Genomic DNA, 16,223 nt, shown 5'->3' with positions numbered 1-16,223 from the left:
GCCGGTCAGCCGTTGCCGCCGCCCTTGCCCTTGCCGTCGCTCTTCGTCGGACTCGGCGTCGGCGCGGGTGTCGGCACAGCGGTCCCGTTGCCCGGGCCCGACGATCCGCCCGCCGTGCCGTTGCTGACCGTCAGGGTCACCGACTCCCCGTCGCTGAGCGTCGCGCCCGCCGCCGGGTCGCTCGCCGCGACCGTGCCCGCAGGCTGGTCGCTGTCGACCGGCGTCGGGTCGACGGTGACATCGAGCCCCAGGCCCTCGAGGAGCTTCTGCGCCACATCCGGCGCCTTGCCCGTCACATCCGGCATCGTGATCTCGCTGCCGTAGAGCACGGCGTCCGTCGGCTCGGTGAAGTCGGTGCCGCCGTACAGCGCGTTCAGCGCCGTCAGGATCGGCTTGGCGATCCGGAACTTCACATTGCCGCCGCCGACACCGTTGAAGTACAGCGAGCGCAGCGGGGTGTCGCCCGAGACGTTGCCCACCCACGTCGCCGTCGCGACCTTGGTCGTGGAGGTGATCAGCCAGTTCTCGAGCGAGTCATCGGTCGTGCCGGTCTTGCCCATGATCGGGATGTCGTCATAGGGGTTCGCGCTCGCCGCCGTGCCGCCTCCCCGCATGACGCCCTGCAGCGCGTACGTGACCCCCGCCGCAATGTCGGGCTTCAGCCCCTGCGTGCACGTCGTCTTGCTGACCGCGTGGTCGGTGCCGTCCGCGTTCACGACGCGGTCGATCGCGACCGGCGTGCAAACCGTGCCGTTGTTCGCGATGCCGGCGTACGCGGTCGCCATGGTGAGCGGGGAGATGTAGTTCGTGCCGAGGATCATCGACGGTGTCGAGATCAGCGGGTTGCTCTTGGAGGCGGGATGCACTCCCAGCGACTTCGCGGCATTCAGGATCGCGCAGAGGTCCGTCTTGGTGCCCATCTGGGCGAACGCGGTGTTGACCGACTCGGCCGTCGCCGACATCACCGAGAGTCGGCTCGCCGATCCCTCGTCGTTGGTGACGTGCCAGTCCGGACCGTCGATGTTCGCGCAGGTGTTCGTGAAGTCGGAGGTCGGAAACGTGTGCTGCGAGGCGTTGACCGTCTCGTAGAGGCTGTGCCCCGACTCGAGCCAGGCCGCCAGGTCGAACGCCTTGAACGTCGACCCGGTCTGGAAGCCCTGCGACCCGCCGTAGTCCTCGTCGGTGTTGTAGTTCACCGCGGTCGTCCCGTCGATGGGCGTGTCCGTGTTGTTGAAGGCGCGGTTCTGCACCATCGTCACGATGCGTCCCGTCCCCAACTCCATGGCGACGTTCGATGCGCCGAGGTCGATGTCCGGCCGGGAGGCGGGGATGTAGTTGTTCAGCGACGCCTGCGCCACCTGCTGCAGGTCGAGGTTCAGCGTCGTGTAGATCTTGAGGCCGCCGCGGTTGAGGGTCTGGAACCGCTCGTCCGCCGTCTTGCCGTACGCCGGGTCGGTGAGGATGACATCCCGCACGTAGTCGCAGAAGAACGCGGCGTTGAACTGCTGCGCGCCGGCGCATCCCTGGGTCGTCGGGGTGATCGTGGGCGTGATGGGCGTGGCCTTGGCCTGGTCGCGCTGCTGCTTCGTGATCGTGTGCGTGATGTACATGCGGTCGAGCACGTAGTCGCGGCGCTCCTTGGTGAGCTTGTAACCGTTGGCCTTGCCGTTGTCCTTGTTATCCGGCTGGTCGATGCGGAGGTTCGCCGGGTTGTTCAGGATGGCCGCGAGCGTCGCCGCCTGCGCCAGGTCGAGCTTCGCCGCCGTCGTGTTGAAGTAGTACTGCGCCGCGGCCTGCACGCCGTAGACCTGGCCGCCGAAGCCGACGACGTTCAGGTAGCCGGTCAGGATCTCCTTCTTGGAGTAGTTCTTCTCGACCTGGACCGCGTAGCGCATCTCCTGCACCTTGCGCTGCAGGGTCACGCCCGCGGCATCGGTGTAGCAGGCCTCGATCTTCTTCTGGCTGGTCAGTGCCTCGCACTTCTCGACCTCGACGTTCTTCACGTACTGCTGCGTGATCGACGAGCCGCCCTGCACATCGCCGCCGGCGACGGTGGAGACGGCGCCGCGGAGGGTGCCCCAGATGTCGACAGCGCCCTCCGAGTAGAAACGCGGGTCCTCGGCCGAGATGGTCGCGTCCTTCATGGTCTGCGCGATCTGCTCCCACGCGACGTCCTGTCGGTTCTGCGCGAAGAACGTGGCGATCGGCACATCCTGACCGCCCTGCTTGGCGAAGACGGTCGAGTTCTGGGCGAACTGCTGGATGTTCAGGTTCGACGGCAGGGCATTGAAGTCGCTGGCCCCGGCCGCGGCGGTCGCACCGAGCCCGACGAACGCGGGCAGCACGAAGATGGAGCTGAGCACGGCCGCGACGAGGGCGAGCCCCAGGAACTGGGCGATCTGCCCGCCACGGGTGCGGGCGGGCGTGAACTCGAAACGCTTGACAGGCTCCAGCCGCTCGTCGAGCGCGGCGAGCCGAGAGGGCAGGGGTCGGTCGGGTGCAGACATCCCCTCCAACAAACCAGGAGAATCTGGGCGACTCCAGGGGGTTGCGTGTATGTGGGTTTGGAGATGTTCAGGATGCGTACATGACGAAGCAGTTCGGAAACCGCACATTGGTTTCCGCTTCGTGTCCCCAATAGAGGTGCGAACGCCCGAACGAACCATACCGACCGGTCTGTCTTCGATACTGTCTGACTGACACTCGATCGGGGAGCATTAATTGGAGTTTGCAGAAGTACTCGCCGCCATGGCACAGAAGGTCTCGAACCAGCGCGAGGCCATCCACACCGAAGAAGCGACGAAGAACGCGTTCGTCATGCCGTTCATATCGAATGTGCTCGGCTACGACGTGTTCGATCCGCTGGAGGTGGTGCCCGAGTTCACGGCCGACGTGGGCATCAAGAAGGGCGAGAAGATCGACTACGCGATCGTGCGGGACGGCGAAGTCCAGATGCTGATCGAGACCAAGAAGTCGACCGAGGCGCTGACCATAGAGAACGCGTCGCAGCTCTACCGCTACTTCGCGGTGACCAATGCGCGCGTTGCGGTTCTCACGAATGGACAGGTATACCAGTTCTATACGGACTTGGACGCGCCCAACCGGATGGACGACAAACCGTTCCTCGTCCTCGACCTCCTCGATATCGACGAGACGCTGATCCCGGAGCTTCGGAAGCTGACAAAAGAGTCGTTCGATCTCGAATCGGTCATCAACGCCGCCGGCGAGTTGAAGTACATCGGACAGATCAAGCGAGTGCTGGCGTCGCAGTTCCGCGAGCCGGAAGACGAATGGACGCGCTTCTTCATCAGCCGCGTCTACGACGGCGCGATCACGCAGCGCATCCGCGAGCAGTTCGCTCCCCTCGTCGCCAAGGCCACCAAGCAGTTCCTGAACGATCAGGCCAACGATCGCCTGAAGTCGGCACTTGGCGGATCGAGTTACGCGACGGTCGAGGCCGCTCCCGGCGAAGCGGTCAGCAGCCAGCCGGCCGCAGATGACGACCTCAACCGCGACACGGAGATCGAGACCACCCTCGAAGAGCTCGAGGGTTACCAGATCGTTAAAGCCATCGCGTGCAGCGAGGTGAAGCCGCAGCGCGTCGCCCAGCGCGATTCCAAGTCCTACTTCGCTGTTCTCATCGACGACAACAACCGCAAGCCGGTCGCCCGCCTCCACTTCAACGGCAAGTCGAAGAAGTATCTGGGCTTGTTCGACGCCGACAAGAACGAGACCCGTCACGAGATCGCATCGCTGGATGAGATCTACCGCTTCGCTGACGACATCCGCGAAGCGGTCCGCCGCTACGCCTGACCTCGGTCAGCCCTCTACTGGTCGCAACACGCCGTTATCGGCGCCGCCATAACGGCGTGTTGGGACCAGTAGACGCGACGAAGGCGCCGGCCCTGCGAACAGGACCGGCGCCTTCGGGGTGCGGTGGGTTACGCCGCGAGCGGCAGCGACACCGACGCCGCGGTGACACGCAGCTCGCCGTCGGCGGCGTCCACGAGCACGCGGCCGCCCTCCTCCAGCTCGCCCGAGACCATCAGCTCGGCGATGCGGTCGTCGACCTCGCGCTGGATGACGCGGCGGAGCGGGCGGGCGCCGTACTCGGGCTCGTAGCCGGCCTCCGCGATCCAGGCGATCGCCGCGTCCGTCGCCTCGAAGGCGATCTCGCGGGCGGCCAGGCGGTTCGCGGTCGCGTTCACCAGCAGGCGGACGATGTCGCGCAGCTGCTCGGTGTCGAGCTTCCGGAACAGCACGATCTCGTCGATGCGGTTCAGGAACTCGGGACGCATCGCCTCACGGAGCTTGCCCATCACGCGGTCGCGGATGTCCTTCTCCGAAGCGAAGCCGTCCGAGCCCGCCGGGACGAAGCCGAGCGCGCCGCTGCGGGAGGCCAGGAACTCCGAACCGAGGTTCGAGGTCATGATGACCACCGTGTTGCGGAAGTCGACCGTGCGGCCCTGGCCGTCGGTCAGGCGGCCGTCGTCGAGCACCTGCAGCAGCAGGTTGAACACGTCCGGGTGCGCCTTCTCGATCTCGTCGAACAGCACCACCGAGTACGGGTTGCGGCGGACACGCTCGGTCAGCTGGCCGGCCTCGTCGTAGCCGACATACCCGGGAGGGGCGCCGACCAGTCGGGCGACCGTGTGGCGCTCGCCGAACTCGCTCATGTCGAACCGCAGCATCGCCTTTTCGTCGCCGAACAGCGACGACGCGAGCGACTTCGCCAGCTCGGTCTTGCCGACACCCGTCGGACCAAGGAAGAGGAAGCTGCCGACCGGGCGGCGCTCGTCGCCGAGGCCGGTGCGGTTGCGTCGGACCGCCTTCGCGACCGCGACGACCGCGTCGTCCTGGCCGACCACACGCTCGTGCAGCTCCGACTCGAGGCGCGCCAGGCGCTCACGGTCGGCCTCGCCGACGCGGGACACCGGGATGCCGGTCGCCCGCGACACGATGGCCGCGATCTCCGGCTCGCCGACGACCGCCTCAACGCGCGGGGCCGAGGCGAGGGCATCCAGCTGACGCTGCACGTCCTCGATCTCGTCGCGCAGGCGCGACGCCTCCTCGTAGTGCTCGGCGGCGACGGCGGAGTTCTTCTCGGACTCCAGTGTGGCCAGGCGCTCCATGAGGGCGGACGTGTCCACGCGCTTGCCGAGCGACAGGCGCAGGCGGGCGCCGGCCTGGTCGATCAGGTCGATGGCCTTGTCCGGCAGGAACCGGTCGGAGACGTAGCGGTCGGAAAGCTCCACCGCGGCGCGGATCGCGTCCTCGGTGTAGCGCACGCCGTGGTGCTCCTCGTAGGCGGCGCGGAGGCCGTCCAGGATGAGGACGGCGTCCTCGATCGAGGGCTCGCCGACGGTCACCGGCTGGAAGCGGCGCTCCAGCGCCGGGTCCTTCTCGATGCGGCGGTACTCCTTGAGCGTGGTCGCGCCGACCAGGTGCAGGTCGCCGCGGGCAAGGCGCGGCTTGAGGATGTTGCCGGCGTCCATGCCGCCGGACTCGCCGGACCCTCCGGCGCCTACAACGGTGTGCAGCTCGTCGATGAACACGATCAGCTCGTCCTTGCCGGCGCTGATCTCGTCCATGAGGTTGGTGAGCCGCTCTTCGAAGTCGCCGCGGTACCGGGTCCCTGCGACCATCCCCGCGAGGTCGAGCGAAACGACCTTCTTGTCCTGCAACTGCTCGGGCACGTCGCCGGCCACGATCGCGCGGGCCAGGCCCTCCACGATCGCGGTCTTGCCGACGCCCGCCTCGCCGACCAGCACCGGGTTGTTCTTGGTGCGGCGGGAGAGGATTTCGACCGTCTGCTCGATCTCGTCGAGGCGGCCGATGACCGGGTCCAGCTTGCCGTCGCGCGCGAGCGCGGTCAGGTCGGTGCCGAACTGGTCGAGCATGGGGGTCTCGGAGGCGCTGCCCTCCGCGGCCGGGTCGCCGGGCCGGCCGGCGCCCACGGTCGTGCTCTCCTGCATCGACTCGGTCAGCGCCTCCGGGGTCACGCCTGCGGCCTGCAGGACGCGGCCCGCGGGGGCGTCACGGCCGATGACGAGCGCGAAGAAGACGTGCTCGGGGTCGATGTAGGTCGAGCCGGAGGCCTGCGCCACCTGGTACGCGTGGAACAGCGCACGCTGCAGCGCACCGGTGATGGAGGCGCCGTCGGCGCGGATGACGTCGCCGGACGCGGGAAGGCGCGACTCGGCGGCCTGCGCGACCCGCGACGGGTCGACGCCGATGCGGCGCATGGCGTCCGCGGCCGGCTCCTGCTCGGCCATGACGCGCAGCACGTGCAGAGCGTCGAGCTCGCTGTGGCCGTGCTCCAGCGCGAAGCGTCCGGCCTCCGCCAGGATCTCCTGGGTGCGCCGGCTGAGGAAGCGGCTGATGTCGATCGAGCGTCCGTTGCGCGCACGCTCGCCCGCGAGGTAACGGGCAAGGAACTCGTCGAACGAGTTGGCGCCGTCACCGTCGGGAGTGAAGTTCTCAGGCACGTGTTCTCCTGTTTCTGAAAGTTGAGCCTTGTGCACTCAAGTTCAACGCAAGAGGGGGAGGTTATTCCCGGCGTGCTGAGAACTCCACTCCGGGGCGGCTACTCCCCGCGTCGAGCGCGTCGAGGGCGGCCACATCCTCCGGCGACAGCTCGAAGTCGACGTCGGCGTTCTCGCGGATGCGCTCGGGGGTGGTCGACTTCGGCAGCGGCAGGATGTCCTTCTGCAGCAGGTAGCGGATGCTCACCTGGGCGACCGACTTGCCGTACTTCTGGGCGATCGCGGCGATCTCCTCGTTGTCGAGCAGGCGGCCGGTGGCGAGCGGCGAGTAGCCCTCCACCAGAATGTCGTGCTCCTTCGACCACGCCGTCGTCTCGGGCTGGGTGTTGCCCACGAACCAGCGGATCTGGTTGGCGTGCGGCACGACCTCGGTCGCGTCGACCAGCGACTCCAGGTCGGCCACCTCGAAGTTGCTGACGCCGATCGCGCGGGTGAGACCCTGCTCGTAGACCTCCTCGAACACCTTCCAGACCTCGATGTTGCCCGCGCGGTGGTCGCTGCCGATCGCGTTCCACGGCCACGGCGCGTGGATGAGGTAGAGATCGATCGGGCCGAGGTCCAGCAGTTCGGTGGAGCGCTGGAACGCGTGGCGGGCGCCGTCCGCATCCTTCACCTCGGCAGGGCATTTCGTGGTGATGAAGATGTCCTCGCGGGCGATGCCGCTGTCGCGCACCGCGCGACCGACGCTCGCCTCGTTGCCGTACGCGCGGGCCGTGTCGATGTGGCGGTACCCGACATCGAGGGCGGTGCGGACCGAGTCGTAGGTCTCGTTCCCGTCCGGGATCTGCCAGGTGCCGAACCCGATCTTGGGGATGGCGACGCCGTTGGAGAGCGTGAAGGTGTCGGTCAGAGCAGGCATGCGGGGTTCCCTTCAGAAGGATGCGGTGCGCCACATCGTAGACCCGCCCGGCGGTCAGTCCAGCGGCTGCGGCGCTCCGTTACGCAGGTGCTCGTAGACGACCGAGGTGCGGACGTCGGCGATCTCGCGGCGCTGCGTCAGCCGGTCGATGACGAACGCGTACAGGCTCTCGTTGTCGGCGACCGCGACGTGGACGATGAAGTCCTCGTTGCCGCTCGTGACGAACACTCCAAGGGTTTCGGGCAGCGACGCCACCCAGTCCCGGAAGCCTTCGATCACGGGACGAGACGGCGGCCGGATGCGCACCGCGATGAGCGCCTGCACGGGCCGGCCGATCGCGGAGAGATCGACGTCGAGGGTCGCGCCGCGGATGATCCCTCGCCTGCGCAGCGCCCGGGTGCGCTCCAGCGCGGTGCTCGGCGAGACGCCGACGGCCGCCGCGATGTCGCGGTTGCTGCGCCGCGCATCCGACTGGAGTTCGCGCAGGATCGCCCGATCTAATTCGTCCATGCCGGGCAGGATATCGCTTTGGTCGAACGAAATTCGGACAGCCAGCGAGCATCCCGCGTTCTCTGTAGATTCTCCCGCACAACACCGAACGAGAGGACGACGCATGCACGCCACCGTGGGCTTTCTGCCCGAGGAGATCGACACCGGAGCGCCCACCCGGGCCGCGCGGCTCAAGTGGGTGGTGATCGTCGGGGAGTCGCTGCCCGCCGGCATCGCCGCCAACGCGGCCATCTGCACCGCCGCCGCGACGGCGACTCGCGTCCCCGGCCTCCTCGGTCCCGACGCGGTGGATGTGGAGGGCGGCGTGCATCCCGGGCTGCCCTGGGCGGGCGTCTCGGTGCTGCGCGCCTCCGCCGAGCAGCTGAACGGCATCCGCGAGAAGGCGCAGACGGCGGAGGACGTGTTCGTCGCCGACATGCCGGCCGCCGCCCAGCTCACCCGCGTGTACGACGAGTACCTGCAGACGGTCGCGGGCGCGGCCTCGGCCGACCTGCCGTACTACGCGGTCAGCGTCGTGGGACCGCGCAACCGGGTCGACAAGATCGTGGGGCGGCTGCCACTGCTGTGAGCCTCAGCGCTGCGGGCGCTCAGTGCTGCAGGGCGCTCTTGAGCAGGATGACGACGACGCCGAACGAGCCGGTGACCACCGCGCCGAGCAGGCACACCATGATCGATCGGCCGCGCAACAGGAAGATGGAGAACCCGAGCAGCGCCAGCATCAGCACGGAGAACCACAGCGACAGCGCCACGCCGAAGTCCGGCGGCAGCACGCCGAGGGCGGCCAGGAGCAGCGGGATGCTGGGCACGATCGCCGCCTCCAGCATCCCTCCCGATTCGGCGAGCGCATGCCGCAGGGAGTCGCGAAGGCGATCGGCGGCGTGCTGCTCGTCGCCCTGGAACCCGAGCGCGGTGGAGTAGACGTGCGCCAGCCAGAACACGACGATGCTGACCACGCTGAGGACGAGCAGGCGCACGGCGGAGGCCTGGTCGTCTTCGACTCCGGAGGCGGCGGCCACGACGCTCGCGTACACGATCGTCCCGTAGATCGCGGCCGGCGTCCCCCAGTGCCGCCAGATCCCGCGATGGAGGGCGCCGCGGTCCCCCGAGGTGCGGGGGCCCGGTTCGTTGAGGTCCATCAGCGGCGGGCTGCTCGGGCCTCGAGCGCGGCATCCAACTCGCTCGCGGCCTGGATCAGCGCGAGATGCGTGAACGCCTGGGGGAAGTTCCCGAGCTGCAGCCCCGACGGGTCGATCTCCTCCGCGTAGAGGCCGACGTGGTTGCCGTAGGTCAGCATCTTCTCGAACGCGTACTGCGCCTCCTCCAGCTTCCCCGCGTCGGTGAGCGCCATCACATAGAAGAAGGAGCAGAGCGAGAAGGTGCCCTCCTCGCCGGGCAGCCCATCAGGCGACGCGGCCGGGTTGTAGCGGTACACGAGGCTGTCGGTCACCAGCTCCTCGGTGATGGCGTCGAGGGTCGACAGCCACATGGGATCGCGCGGCGCGATCATCCCGACCCTCGGCATGAGGAGTGTGATCGCGTCCACCACGTCCGTGCCGGGGTACTGCGTGAACGCCTTGCGCTCCGGGTTCCAGCACTTCGTGAACACCTGCTCGTAGATGGCGTCGCGCTCAGCCTCCCAGCGGTCGAGCGGCGCCGGGAGACCGCGGTCGCGGGCGATCCGGATCGCGCGGTCGAACGCCACCCAGCACATGATGCGGCCGTAGGTGAAGTCCTTCCGCCCGCCGCGGGTCTCCCAGACGCCTTCGTCGGGCTGGTCCCAGTTGTCGGCGAGCCATTCCATGATGCCGCGGAGCTTCGTCCACCCGGGGTTGCCGATCGGACGCAGCTTGTCGCCGACCGCCAGCGACTGCATCGCCTCGCCGTAGATGTCGAGCTGGAGCTGGTCGGCGGCGCCGTTCCCGACGTGCACCGGCCGCGATCCGGCGTAACCCTCGAAGTGGTCGAGGTCGAGCTCCACGAGGTCGGAGGAGCCGTCGATCCGGTACATGATCTTGAGCGGTCCGGACTCGTCGCCCGCCTGTTCGGCCACGCGGTCGCTCAGCCAGAGCATGAACGACAGGGCCTCTTCGGCGTAGCCGAGCGACAGGAGGGCGTAGACGCTGAAGGAGGCATCGCGCACCCAGGTGTAGCGGTAGTCCCAGTTGCGCACGCCGCCCAGCTGCTCGGGCAGCGCGGCGGTGGGGGCGGCGACCAGAGCGCCGCTCGGCGCATACTGCAGCAGCTTGAGCACCATGGCGGAGCGCTCCACCGACTCGCGCCAGCGGCCGGTGTAGGTGCCGCGCGACAGCCACTCGCGCCAGAAGGCCGCGGTCTCGCGGAACAGCCGCTGCCCGCGCCCCCGGCCGATCTTCCGGGCGTCGGCGTCCGGCTCCGTCTCGAAGGCGATGATGTGGAGCTTGCCGTCCGAGAACGTCAGGGTGGTGTCCACATCGCCGTCGACGATCGCGTCGGCGGAGATCCCGTGCAGCTCTGCGCTCATCCCCTCGGCGTCGAAACGGACCCCGGTCTCGAAGGCGGACGCCGTGTGCGGGCGGCGGCCGTAGTCGAAACGTGGACGGCACTGGACCCGGAAGCTCAGCTCGCCCCGGACGACGCGGATCCCGCGCACGATCGTACGGTTCGTCGTCGCGACGGTGGGCTCGTCGGCGACCGGCATGAAGTCGATCACCTCGCCGACGCCGTCGTCCGACATGAATCGGGTGATCAGGATCGCCGTCTGCGGGAAGTACATCTGCTTGACGCGCATCCCCTCGCCGAGCGCGTGGATGCGGAAGTAGCCGCCCTTCTCGCGGTCGAGCAGCGAGGCGAAGATCGACGGCGAGTCGAAGCGCGGCGCGCAGAACCAGTCGATCGTGCCCTCGGTGGAGACGAGCGCGACCGTCTGCAGGTCGCCGATCATGCCGTGCTGGTCGATGTCCGGAAAGCCTCCGTCGTCCCGCGCTTGCGCAGCCATGTCCGCCCTCTCCGACCCGTGCTCCCCCGGCGACCGGTTCGCGCGCATGCTAACGCCGCCGTCGCCACCGCGGGAAGCCACGACTCGTGCGCAGAATCGGCTGTTGCCACGGCGTCGCTCGGCGGGGCATCATGCGGCCGACGGAGGAGGTGGCGGGATGACCGGCGTGCGCCAGCGGAGCACCGAGCGGGTGGCGGCGCGGGCCGCGGCCCTGGATCTCGAGGGAGCGGCGATCGTCGTCGGCGCCGCCGCGCTCGTCGTCGGCGCGATCGTGTCGCTGCCGTTCTTCTGGGGACGGTCGCTCCCGATCGCGGGCCCCGGCTCGCTGTCGCAGTTCGCGGCGTTGACGGCCGGGGTGGTCGGTATCGCGGCATACGTGGTCGCGCGCCTGTGGCATCGGGACGCGCTGACGCCGTTCGGGGGCAGAGCCGACCGGCCGTCGGAGGCGCCGGCCGCTCGCCGGTCGCTGACCGGCCCCGCCCTGTTCGACACCGTGGTGATCGCGCTGGCACACGGCATCATCGCCGTCCTCGGCTGGCTGGTGCTCGGCGCCATCCTCGCCGACGGCTTCCAGGACGCGACGGTGTACGCGGTGTCGGCCACGGTCCTCGCCGGCGTGGCCGTCGGCTTCAGCGCCTACGTCATCTTCCTGTCCGGGGCGAGGATGGACCTGATGCGGCTCTCCACCGTGCTCGCGGTGTTCGCCGCGTTCGGCATCCTCGCCGCCATGCTGAGCGCGCCCGACCCGCACTGGTGGGAGTACCACCTCAGCGCCCTCGGGATGACGAAGAGCGTGTCGTCGCTCACCTTCAACCTGACGCTCATCGTCGCCGGCCTGATGATGGCGGCGATCGCCCGCTACGCGACCGACCTGACGGGCGTCGACCCCGCCGTGCGGCCGGCCCGGATGCGCGTGCGCGTGTGCCTCATCCTGATCGGTCTGCTGCTCGCCGGGGTCGGGCTGTTCCCGCTGAACGTCTCGCAAATCCTGCACAACGGCTCGGCGGTCGGCATGCTCGTCGCCTTCTCGCTGCTCGTCTTCTGGGTGCGGCGGGCACTGCCCGAGGCGCCGCGATCGTTCTTCCTGCTCGGCTACGTGCTGTTCGGGGTGATCGTGCTGGCAGCCGTCTTCTTCGTCACCGGCTATTACGTGCTCACGGCGACCGAGCTCATCGCCGGCGTCGCCGTCTTCGCCTGGCTGACGGTCTTCCTGCGCGTGAGCGGGGCTGCGGCGCGCGGGTGAGCGGTGACGCTGTCGGCAGCAGCCGGTAGCGTCGGGCCATGGCATCCGAGATCGTGCTCGACCGGGAGGAGGCGCGGCGGATCGCCGTGCGCGCGCAGAGGCTCGATGCGGCGCGCCCGGAGGGACTGGTGCCGCTCGTCGAACACCTCACCTTCCTGCAGCTCGACCCGACCGCGGCCATCGCGCCGAGCGCCGACCTCATCGCCTACACCCGGCTGGGCGCGTCGTACCGGCCGGAGGACCTGGCAGCGGCGGTCGAGACCGACCGGACGCTGTACGAGTGGAAGGCGCAGGACGACCCGGTGCAGCCTCCGTTCGCCATGCTCCGCCCGGTCTCCGACCTCGCCCTCAACCTCGACCGGATGGCGAACGGCCCCATCGCCGGGACCTGGACCGCGTGGCTGGAGGCCAACGCGCGCTTCCGCCAGGACGTGATCGAGCGGCTGCGCGACGCGGGTCCCCTGCTGTCGAAGGACATCCCGGACACCGCCGAGGTGCCCTGGCAGTCGACCGGGTGGACGCACGAGCGCAACGTGACCCACATGCTGGAGCTTCTGCAGGGCCGGGGCGTGGTCGCGGTCGCGGGCCGCGTCGGGCGCCAGCGCACGTGGGACCTCGCCGAGCGCGTCTACCCGAGCGGGATCGAGGCCGTGCCCGAGGCGGAGGCGGCCCCGTTGCGCGACGAGCGGCGGCTGCGGGCGCTCGGCATCGCCCGGCCGCAGCTGGTCGGTGGCGCGGGCGTCCCCGCCCGGGTCGACGGGAGCGACCGCGAGTGGCGGGTCGACCCCGACGCCGTCGGTCTGCCGTTCGAGGGGCGCGCCGCACTGCTGTCGCCGTTCGACCGGCTCGTGCACGACCGGGTGCGCAGCCACGACCTCTTCGGCTTCGAGTACCTGCTGGAGATGTACAAGCCCGCGGCGAAGCGCCGGTGGGGCTACTTCGCCCTGCCGATCCTGCACGAGGACCGGCTGGTCGGAAAGCTGGACGCCGCCGCCGACCGCAAGCGCGGCGTTCTGAGGGTGGAGGCGGTCCACGAGGACGCACCACTGAGCTCGTCCGCTCGCGACGAGGTCGACGCGGCGATCGACGAGCTGGCAGCGTGGCTGGGGCTCACGGTCGAGCGGCCGTGAGGCCGTACGCCGTCGCGGGTGCGGCTAGTCAGTCCGTTGTGTCGCGTTGCGCGAGGTAGCGCTCGCGCTCGTCGGTCTGGTCTCGCAGCAGCTGGTCGTTCTCTTCTTCCAGCTCCGCGACCTTGCGGCCGGCGTAAGCGACGTTCTGGTCGACGATGTCGGATGACCGACGGAGTTCGTCGCGGAAACCACTATCGTCGCCGATGCCTTCCCGCGAAGCGAAGTCGGAGAAGCGTTCCTGCACTTCCTGAATGCGAGAGCGGTAGTCGTGGACGTACTGCTCGGCCGCCTCGATACGCAAGCGCGCGTCCGCGCGTTGTTCCGCCTGCGCATCCTCGAGCTCGCGAAGCTCTCGATCGGTCACCATCGAATGCTGTTCACCCCTTTCGAATAGTCGCTCCGCCTGGTCAGCTCGGCGAGCCCCTGCTTCACCTTGTCGGCGACAGCACCGGCGAGAACACCGTTGCTGGTATCCGCCGCGCCGACGTCCGCGTGGATGCCGGCGTGGGCGGGCAGCACGACCGCGGACTCGCTGACCTTGACCGCGGTGTTGTTGGCGTGGACCAGCGGAGGGAGCATGCTGTGCAGCAGCCCCACCGCCATCCCGTGAACCTGCGCTTCGATCCAGGCCTGGACCTCGGCGACACCGGTGCGAACTTCGCGGTCGATCGCACCGAACAACTCCTCCACGAACATCGCCGGGTCAAGCGCACCATGATTCGACACCGGGCACCTCCTACTTCTGCAATCCGAAGGTCATCGCCCACCGGGCATCCTGGGCGAGGGTGTTGGTCACGGATCGGGTGATCCCGTCGCTGAGTTGGCCAACGAGAACCAGGTGGTCATCGAGGAGCTGGCCGACCTCGCGCACGGCGTCCTCGTCGACGTTCTGCCGGACATTCAACCCGTTCATCTCGATGCACATGTCGATGTCGTAGGACGTGATGTACGGCAGACCGGCCACCGCGTTCTTCGCCTGAAGCAACCCGGCCTCCATCCGTGGAACGATCCGGCCGTTGGCCTCCTTGACCTGGGTCAGCGCGATCGCCGTGGCTCCGATGCTCGCCGCCAGGCCGAGAGCCGCCGCCGAATTCACCGCGACCATGGCCCCGGATGCGGCCTTCGCCAACGACGCCATCGCCGCAGGACTCCGAGCGATCCCGGCCAGCACCGAGATACCCGGGGAAAGGGTGATGGACGCGCCCGGGGCGATCTTGTCGACCGCGTTACCGATGATCTCCTCGAGGCGACGACCCTTCGCCCCCGCGCCCCTGACCGAACCATCGGGGTTGAACGAGAACGCCGTGTCTTCATCGTCACCGATGTTGTGGTAGCTCAGGACATCCCGTCCCGGGTCGTCGGCGACGTAGTCGGCGGCACCCGTGCGATTGCCGAAGATGTTGCCTACGACATCCCACACGTTGACGTAGTTGTGCAGCCGGTTACGGCCCGCTTTCGTGTCGGCCTGCAGTCTCTCCTTAGCCCCCGGGGACAACAAATCCCAGGCATCGGGCGCGTTGAACGTCGTGGAATCCCAGTCGTTCTCCGCTCCCACCAGTAGGGCCAGCAACCCACCGAGCGAATGCCCCGCCGTCGTGAAGGTCGACCCGCGATACTGCGCCCGCACCCGATCCGCGAAGAAGTGAGCGTCCAGCACCTGAGACATCGGCCCCTGATCGCCTCCGACCACCGTCGTGACGTCCTCGAGGATGTCAGCCCGATGATCCGGGTTGGTGCCCGCGAAGGCGATCACGATGTGTGAGGTGTCCACCGCACCGTTCACGACCGGCGCGACAGCCATCGCCTGAAAGCCGTTGGCGTCATGGTTCTCGGTGTCGAGAACTTCGTATCGCTGCGTGGTGCCGCTGGGATCGACAAGTACGCGGAACCGTCTGCCCTTCACATACGGAGGATCGAGCCGCAAGCGGTCAACGCGGTATGCCGCATCAGAGAGCCACAAATATTCGTCGGCGGTCGTCACTCGATGACCTCCGACGTTCCGTCGCTGTAGATCACCGTGAGCGGAAGGTGCGGAGAAGGTGTCGGCGCTTCGGGAGGCTCACCGTTGTCGCCGACGAAACCGACTCCGCCGCTCGGGCCGATAATCACCTGATAGTCGATCCCCTTCACCGTGGCCACAGCGTTGACGCACCAGGTCGCTCCGAGACCCGGCCTGCCGCCGTCCCGGGTGAACCGAATCTTCTCGACATCCGGTTGCCACTTGTCGCGATAGTAAATCGCGGACTCCCGCTGTAGTTCTTTCACCGGCGGGTCTGGAGTCATGATGCGATCCCTAATCAACGAGCAGGCCGTCAGACCCGCCACAAGAACGACGCCCAGGGCCACAGCCCCGAGTATCCGCGCTAGCCGCATCCTCGCCCCGCTCCCTAACGAAACGGCCGGACCACCAAAGCCACGACCGGACGGATGAACCCGTCACCCTAGAAGACGAAGCGTTCTACGGATCGTGACGCGATGTGCGTCCTCAATGCTCGCGATCTGTGGCGCTCGGTGTCGGGGTGGGGGTTCGCGGCATGCACTCCGGATTCGGGTCGTTTTGAATCCCGAAGCTGTTGCCACCGGTGCTGCAGAATCCTGCTTCGAAGCCGACCAGCCGATATGGATCGGCCGGACTTAGCACGATTGCGGTGCTCGAAAGGAACGTTCCGTCGAGCTTTATATCGCGCACGGCTTCATGGAGTGCAATGACGTCGGCCACGCGCAGTTGACCTGCGGTTTGTTTGATGACTACCGCTCCCGAACACCCCTCAGAACAACCGCTCTCGGCGGTGACGGTGAATTGCAACCCATGGCCGGCGATCGGCGCGATGGCCGCTTCGACCTGAGGAATACCGCGCTCCGCGACGGCCCGCGCCTCTTCCGCGTTGGCGCACCCGCTTACGCCCAGGGCTACGGCGAGCAGCACAGCCCCTGAAGCCAATGATCCCAATCGTGACGCGGG

Annotated in this window: 15 protein-coding genes; 4 read left to right on the top strand and 11 right to left on the bottom strand. The window is 68.2% G+C overall.

The genetic code is table 11. The features are described 5' to 3' along the window. Nucleotides 1–5: 5 nt before the first annotated feature. Nucleotides 6–2,507, bottom strand: coding sequence for a penicillin-binding protein (locus ACRAWB_RS02390; RefSeq protein WP_431351889.1), 2,502 nt, complete (start codon nucleotides 2,505–2,507; stop codon nucleotides 6–8). 214 nt (nucleotides 2,508–2,721) lie between these two features. Here ACRAWB_RS02390 and ACRAWB_RS02385 point away from each other — a divergent pair, with 214 nt between their 5' ends. Beyond that, nucleotides 2,722–3,813 (top strand): type I restriction endonuclease, encoded by a 1,092-nt coding sequence (locus ACRAWB_RS02385; RefSeq protein ID WP_431351888.1) that lies wholly within the window; start codon nucleotides 2,722–2,724, stop codon nucleotides 3,811–3,813. 128 nt (nucleotides 3,814–3,941) lie between these two features. Here the strand turns inward: ACRAWB_RS02385 and ACRAWB_RS02380 are convergent, their stop codons facing one another. From ACRAWB_RS02380 to ACRAWB_RS02370, 3 genes are all read right to left on the bottom strand, one after another. Next, the gene (locus ACRAWB_RS02380; protein ID WP_431351887.1) at nucleotides 3,942–6,488 is read right to left on the bottom strand and encodes an ATP-dependent Clp protease ATP-binding subunit; all 2,547 of its coding nucleotides are present in this window, start codon (nucleotides 6,486–6,488) and stop codon (nucleotides 3,942–3,944) included. Nucleotides 6,489–6,549: 61 nt separating this feature from the next. Then, on the bottom strand, nucleotides 6,550–7,404 hold the full coding sequence (locus ACRAWB_RS02375; RefSeq protein ID WP_431351886.1) for an aldo/keto reductase: 855 nt from the start codon (nucleotides 7,402–7,404) through the stop codon (nucleotides 6,550–6,552). Nucleotides 7,405–7,458: 54 nt separating this feature from the next. Beyond that, the gene (locus tag ACRAWB_RS02370; protein WP_431351885.1) at nucleotides 7,459–7,914 is read right to left on the bottom strand and encodes an Lrp/AsnC family transcriptional regulator; all 456 of its coding nucleotides are present in this window, start codon (nucleotides 7,912–7,914) and stop codon (nucleotides 7,459–7,461) included. A 103-nt stretch (nucleotides 7,915–8,017) separates the two neighbouring features. Here ACRAWB_RS02370 and ACRAWB_RS02365 point away from each other — a divergent pair, with 103 nt between their 5' ends. Beyond that, complete coding sequence (locus tag ACRAWB_RS02365; protein WP_431351884.1) at nucleotides 8,018–8,482, top strand: DUF2000 domain-containing protein; 465 nt, start codon at nucleotides 8,018–8,020, stop codon at nucleotides 8,480–8,482. A gap of 19 nt (nucleotides 8,483–8,501) precedes the next feature. On the opposite strand, the gene ACRAWB_RS02360 is transcribed toward ACRAWB_RS02365, so the two are convergent. Beyond that, on the bottom strand, nucleotides 8,502–9,050 hold the full coding sequence (locus tag ACRAWB_RS02360; RefSeq protein WP_431351883.1) for a hypothetical protein: 549 nt from the start codon (nucleotides 9,048–9,050) through the stop codon (nucleotides 8,502–8,504). After that, nucleotides 9,050–10,888 (bottom strand): glycoside hydrolase family 15 protein, encoded by a 1,839-nt coding sequence (locus tag ACRAWB_RS02355; protein ID WP_431351882.1) that lies wholly within the window; start codon nucleotides 10,886–10,888, stop codon nucleotides 9,050–9,052. The genes ACRAWB_RS02360 and ACRAWB_RS02355 overlap by 1 nt, the downstream gene beginning before the upstream one ends. Before the next feature lie 157 nt (nucleotides 10,889–11,045). On the opposite strand from ACRAWB_RS02355, the gene ACRAWB_RS02350 reads away from it, so the two are divergent. Next, a complete protein-coding gene (locus ACRAWB_RS02350) occupies nucleotides 11,046–12,131 on the top strand; it encodes a DUF998 domain-containing protein (protein WP_431351881.1) in 1,086 nt (361 codons plus the stop codon). Nucleotides 12,132–12,169: 38 nt separating this feature from the next. Further along, nucleotides 12,170–13,261 carry a DNA glycosylase AlkZ-like family protein gene (locus ACRAWB_RS02345; protein WP_431351880.1) on the top strand — a complete coding sequence of 364 codons (1,092 nt, stop codon included), beginning with the start codon at nucleotides 12,170–12,172 and terminating at the stop codon, nucleotides 13,259–13,261. Nucleotides 13,262–13,289: 28 nt separating this feature from the next. Here the strand turns inward: ACRAWB_RS02345 and ACRAWB_RS02340 are convergent, their stop codons facing one another. From ACRAWB_RS02340 to ACRAWB_RS02320, 5 genes are all read right to left on the bottom strand, one after another. Continuing rightward, nucleotides 13,290–13,625, bottom strand: a complete 336-nt coding sequence (locus tag ACRAWB_RS02340) for a hypothetical protein (protein ID WP_431351879.1) — start codon at nucleotides 13,623–13,625, stop codon at nucleotides 13,290–13,292. Continuing rightward, complete coding sequence (locus tag ACRAWB_RS02335; protein ID WP_431351878.1) at nucleotides 13,622–13,987, bottom strand: hypothetical protein; 366 nt, start codon at nucleotides 13,985–13,987, stop codon at nucleotides 13,622–13,624. The genes ACRAWB_RS02340 and ACRAWB_RS02335 overlap by 4 nt, the downstream gene beginning before the upstream one ends. Before the next feature lie 10 nt (nucleotides 13,988–13,997). Next, nucleotides 13,998–15,242, bottom strand: a complete 1,245-nt coding sequence (locus ACRAWB_RS02330; protein ID WP_431351877.1) for a hypothetical protein — start codon at nucleotides 15,240–15,242, stop codon at nucleotides 13,998–14,000. Beyond that, complete coding sequence (locus ACRAWB_RS02325) at nucleotides 15,239–15,607, bottom strand: hypothetical protein (RefSeq protein ID WP_431351876.1); 369 nt, start codon at nucleotides 15,605–15,607, stop codon at nucleotides 15,239–15,241. The genes ACRAWB_RS02330 and ACRAWB_RS02325 overlap by 4 nt, the downstream gene beginning before the upstream one ends. Nucleotides 15,608–15,746: 139 nt before the next feature. After that, a complete protein-coding gene (locus ACRAWB_RS02320; protein ID WP_431351875.1) occupies nucleotides 15,747–16,187 on the bottom strand; it encodes a hypothetical protein in 441 nt (146 codons plus the stop codon). Nucleotides 16,188–16,223: the final 36 nt, after the last annotated feature.

The organism is Leifsonia poae (assembly GCF_050632865.1).
Classification (GTDB): domain Bacteria; phylum Actinomycetota; class Actinomycetes; order Actinomycetales; family Microbacteriaceae; genus Leifsonia; species Leifsonia poae_B.
The sequence above is the reverse complement of the archived record's forward strand: the minus strand, read 5'-3'. Positions and strand labels throughout refer to the sequence as shown.

Excerpts from the sequence above, each read along its gene's own strand:
- ACRAWB_RS02390 (WP_431351889.1), bottom strand. The coding sequence starts at position 2,507 with ATGTCTGCACCCGACCGACCCCTGCCCTCTCGGCTCGCCGCGCTCGAC.
- ACRAWB_RS02375 (WP_431351886.1), bottom strand. The coding sequence starts at position 7,404 with ATGCCTGCTCTGACCGACACCTTCACGCTCTCCAACGGCGTCGCCATC.
- ACRAWB_RS02370 (WP_431351885.1), bottom strand. The coding sequence starts at position 7,914 with ATGGACGAATTAGATCGGGCGATCCTGCGCGAACTCCAGTCGGATGCG.
- ACRAWB_RS02365 (WP_431351884.1), top strand. The coding sequence starts at position 8,018 with ATGCACGCCACCGTGGGCTTTCTGCCCGAGGAGATCGACACCGGAGCG.
- ACRAWB_RS02360 (WP_431351883.1), bottom strand. The coding sequence starts at position 9,050 with ATGGACCTCAACGAACCGGGCCCCCGCACCTCGGGGGACCGCGGCGCC.
- ACRAWB_RS02355 (WP_431351882.1), bottom strand. The coding sequence starts at position 10,888 with ATGGCTGCGCAAGCGCGGGACGACGGAGGCTTTCCGGACATCGACCAG.
- ACRAWB_RS02350 (WP_431351881.1), top strand. The coding sequence starts at position 11,046 with ATGACCGGCGTGCGCCAGCGGAGCACCGAGCGGGTGGCGGCGCGGGCC.
- ACRAWB_RS02345 (WP_431351880.1), top strand. The coding sequence starts at position 12,170 with ATGGCATCCGAGATCGTGCTCGACCGGGAGGAGGCGCGGCGGATCGCC.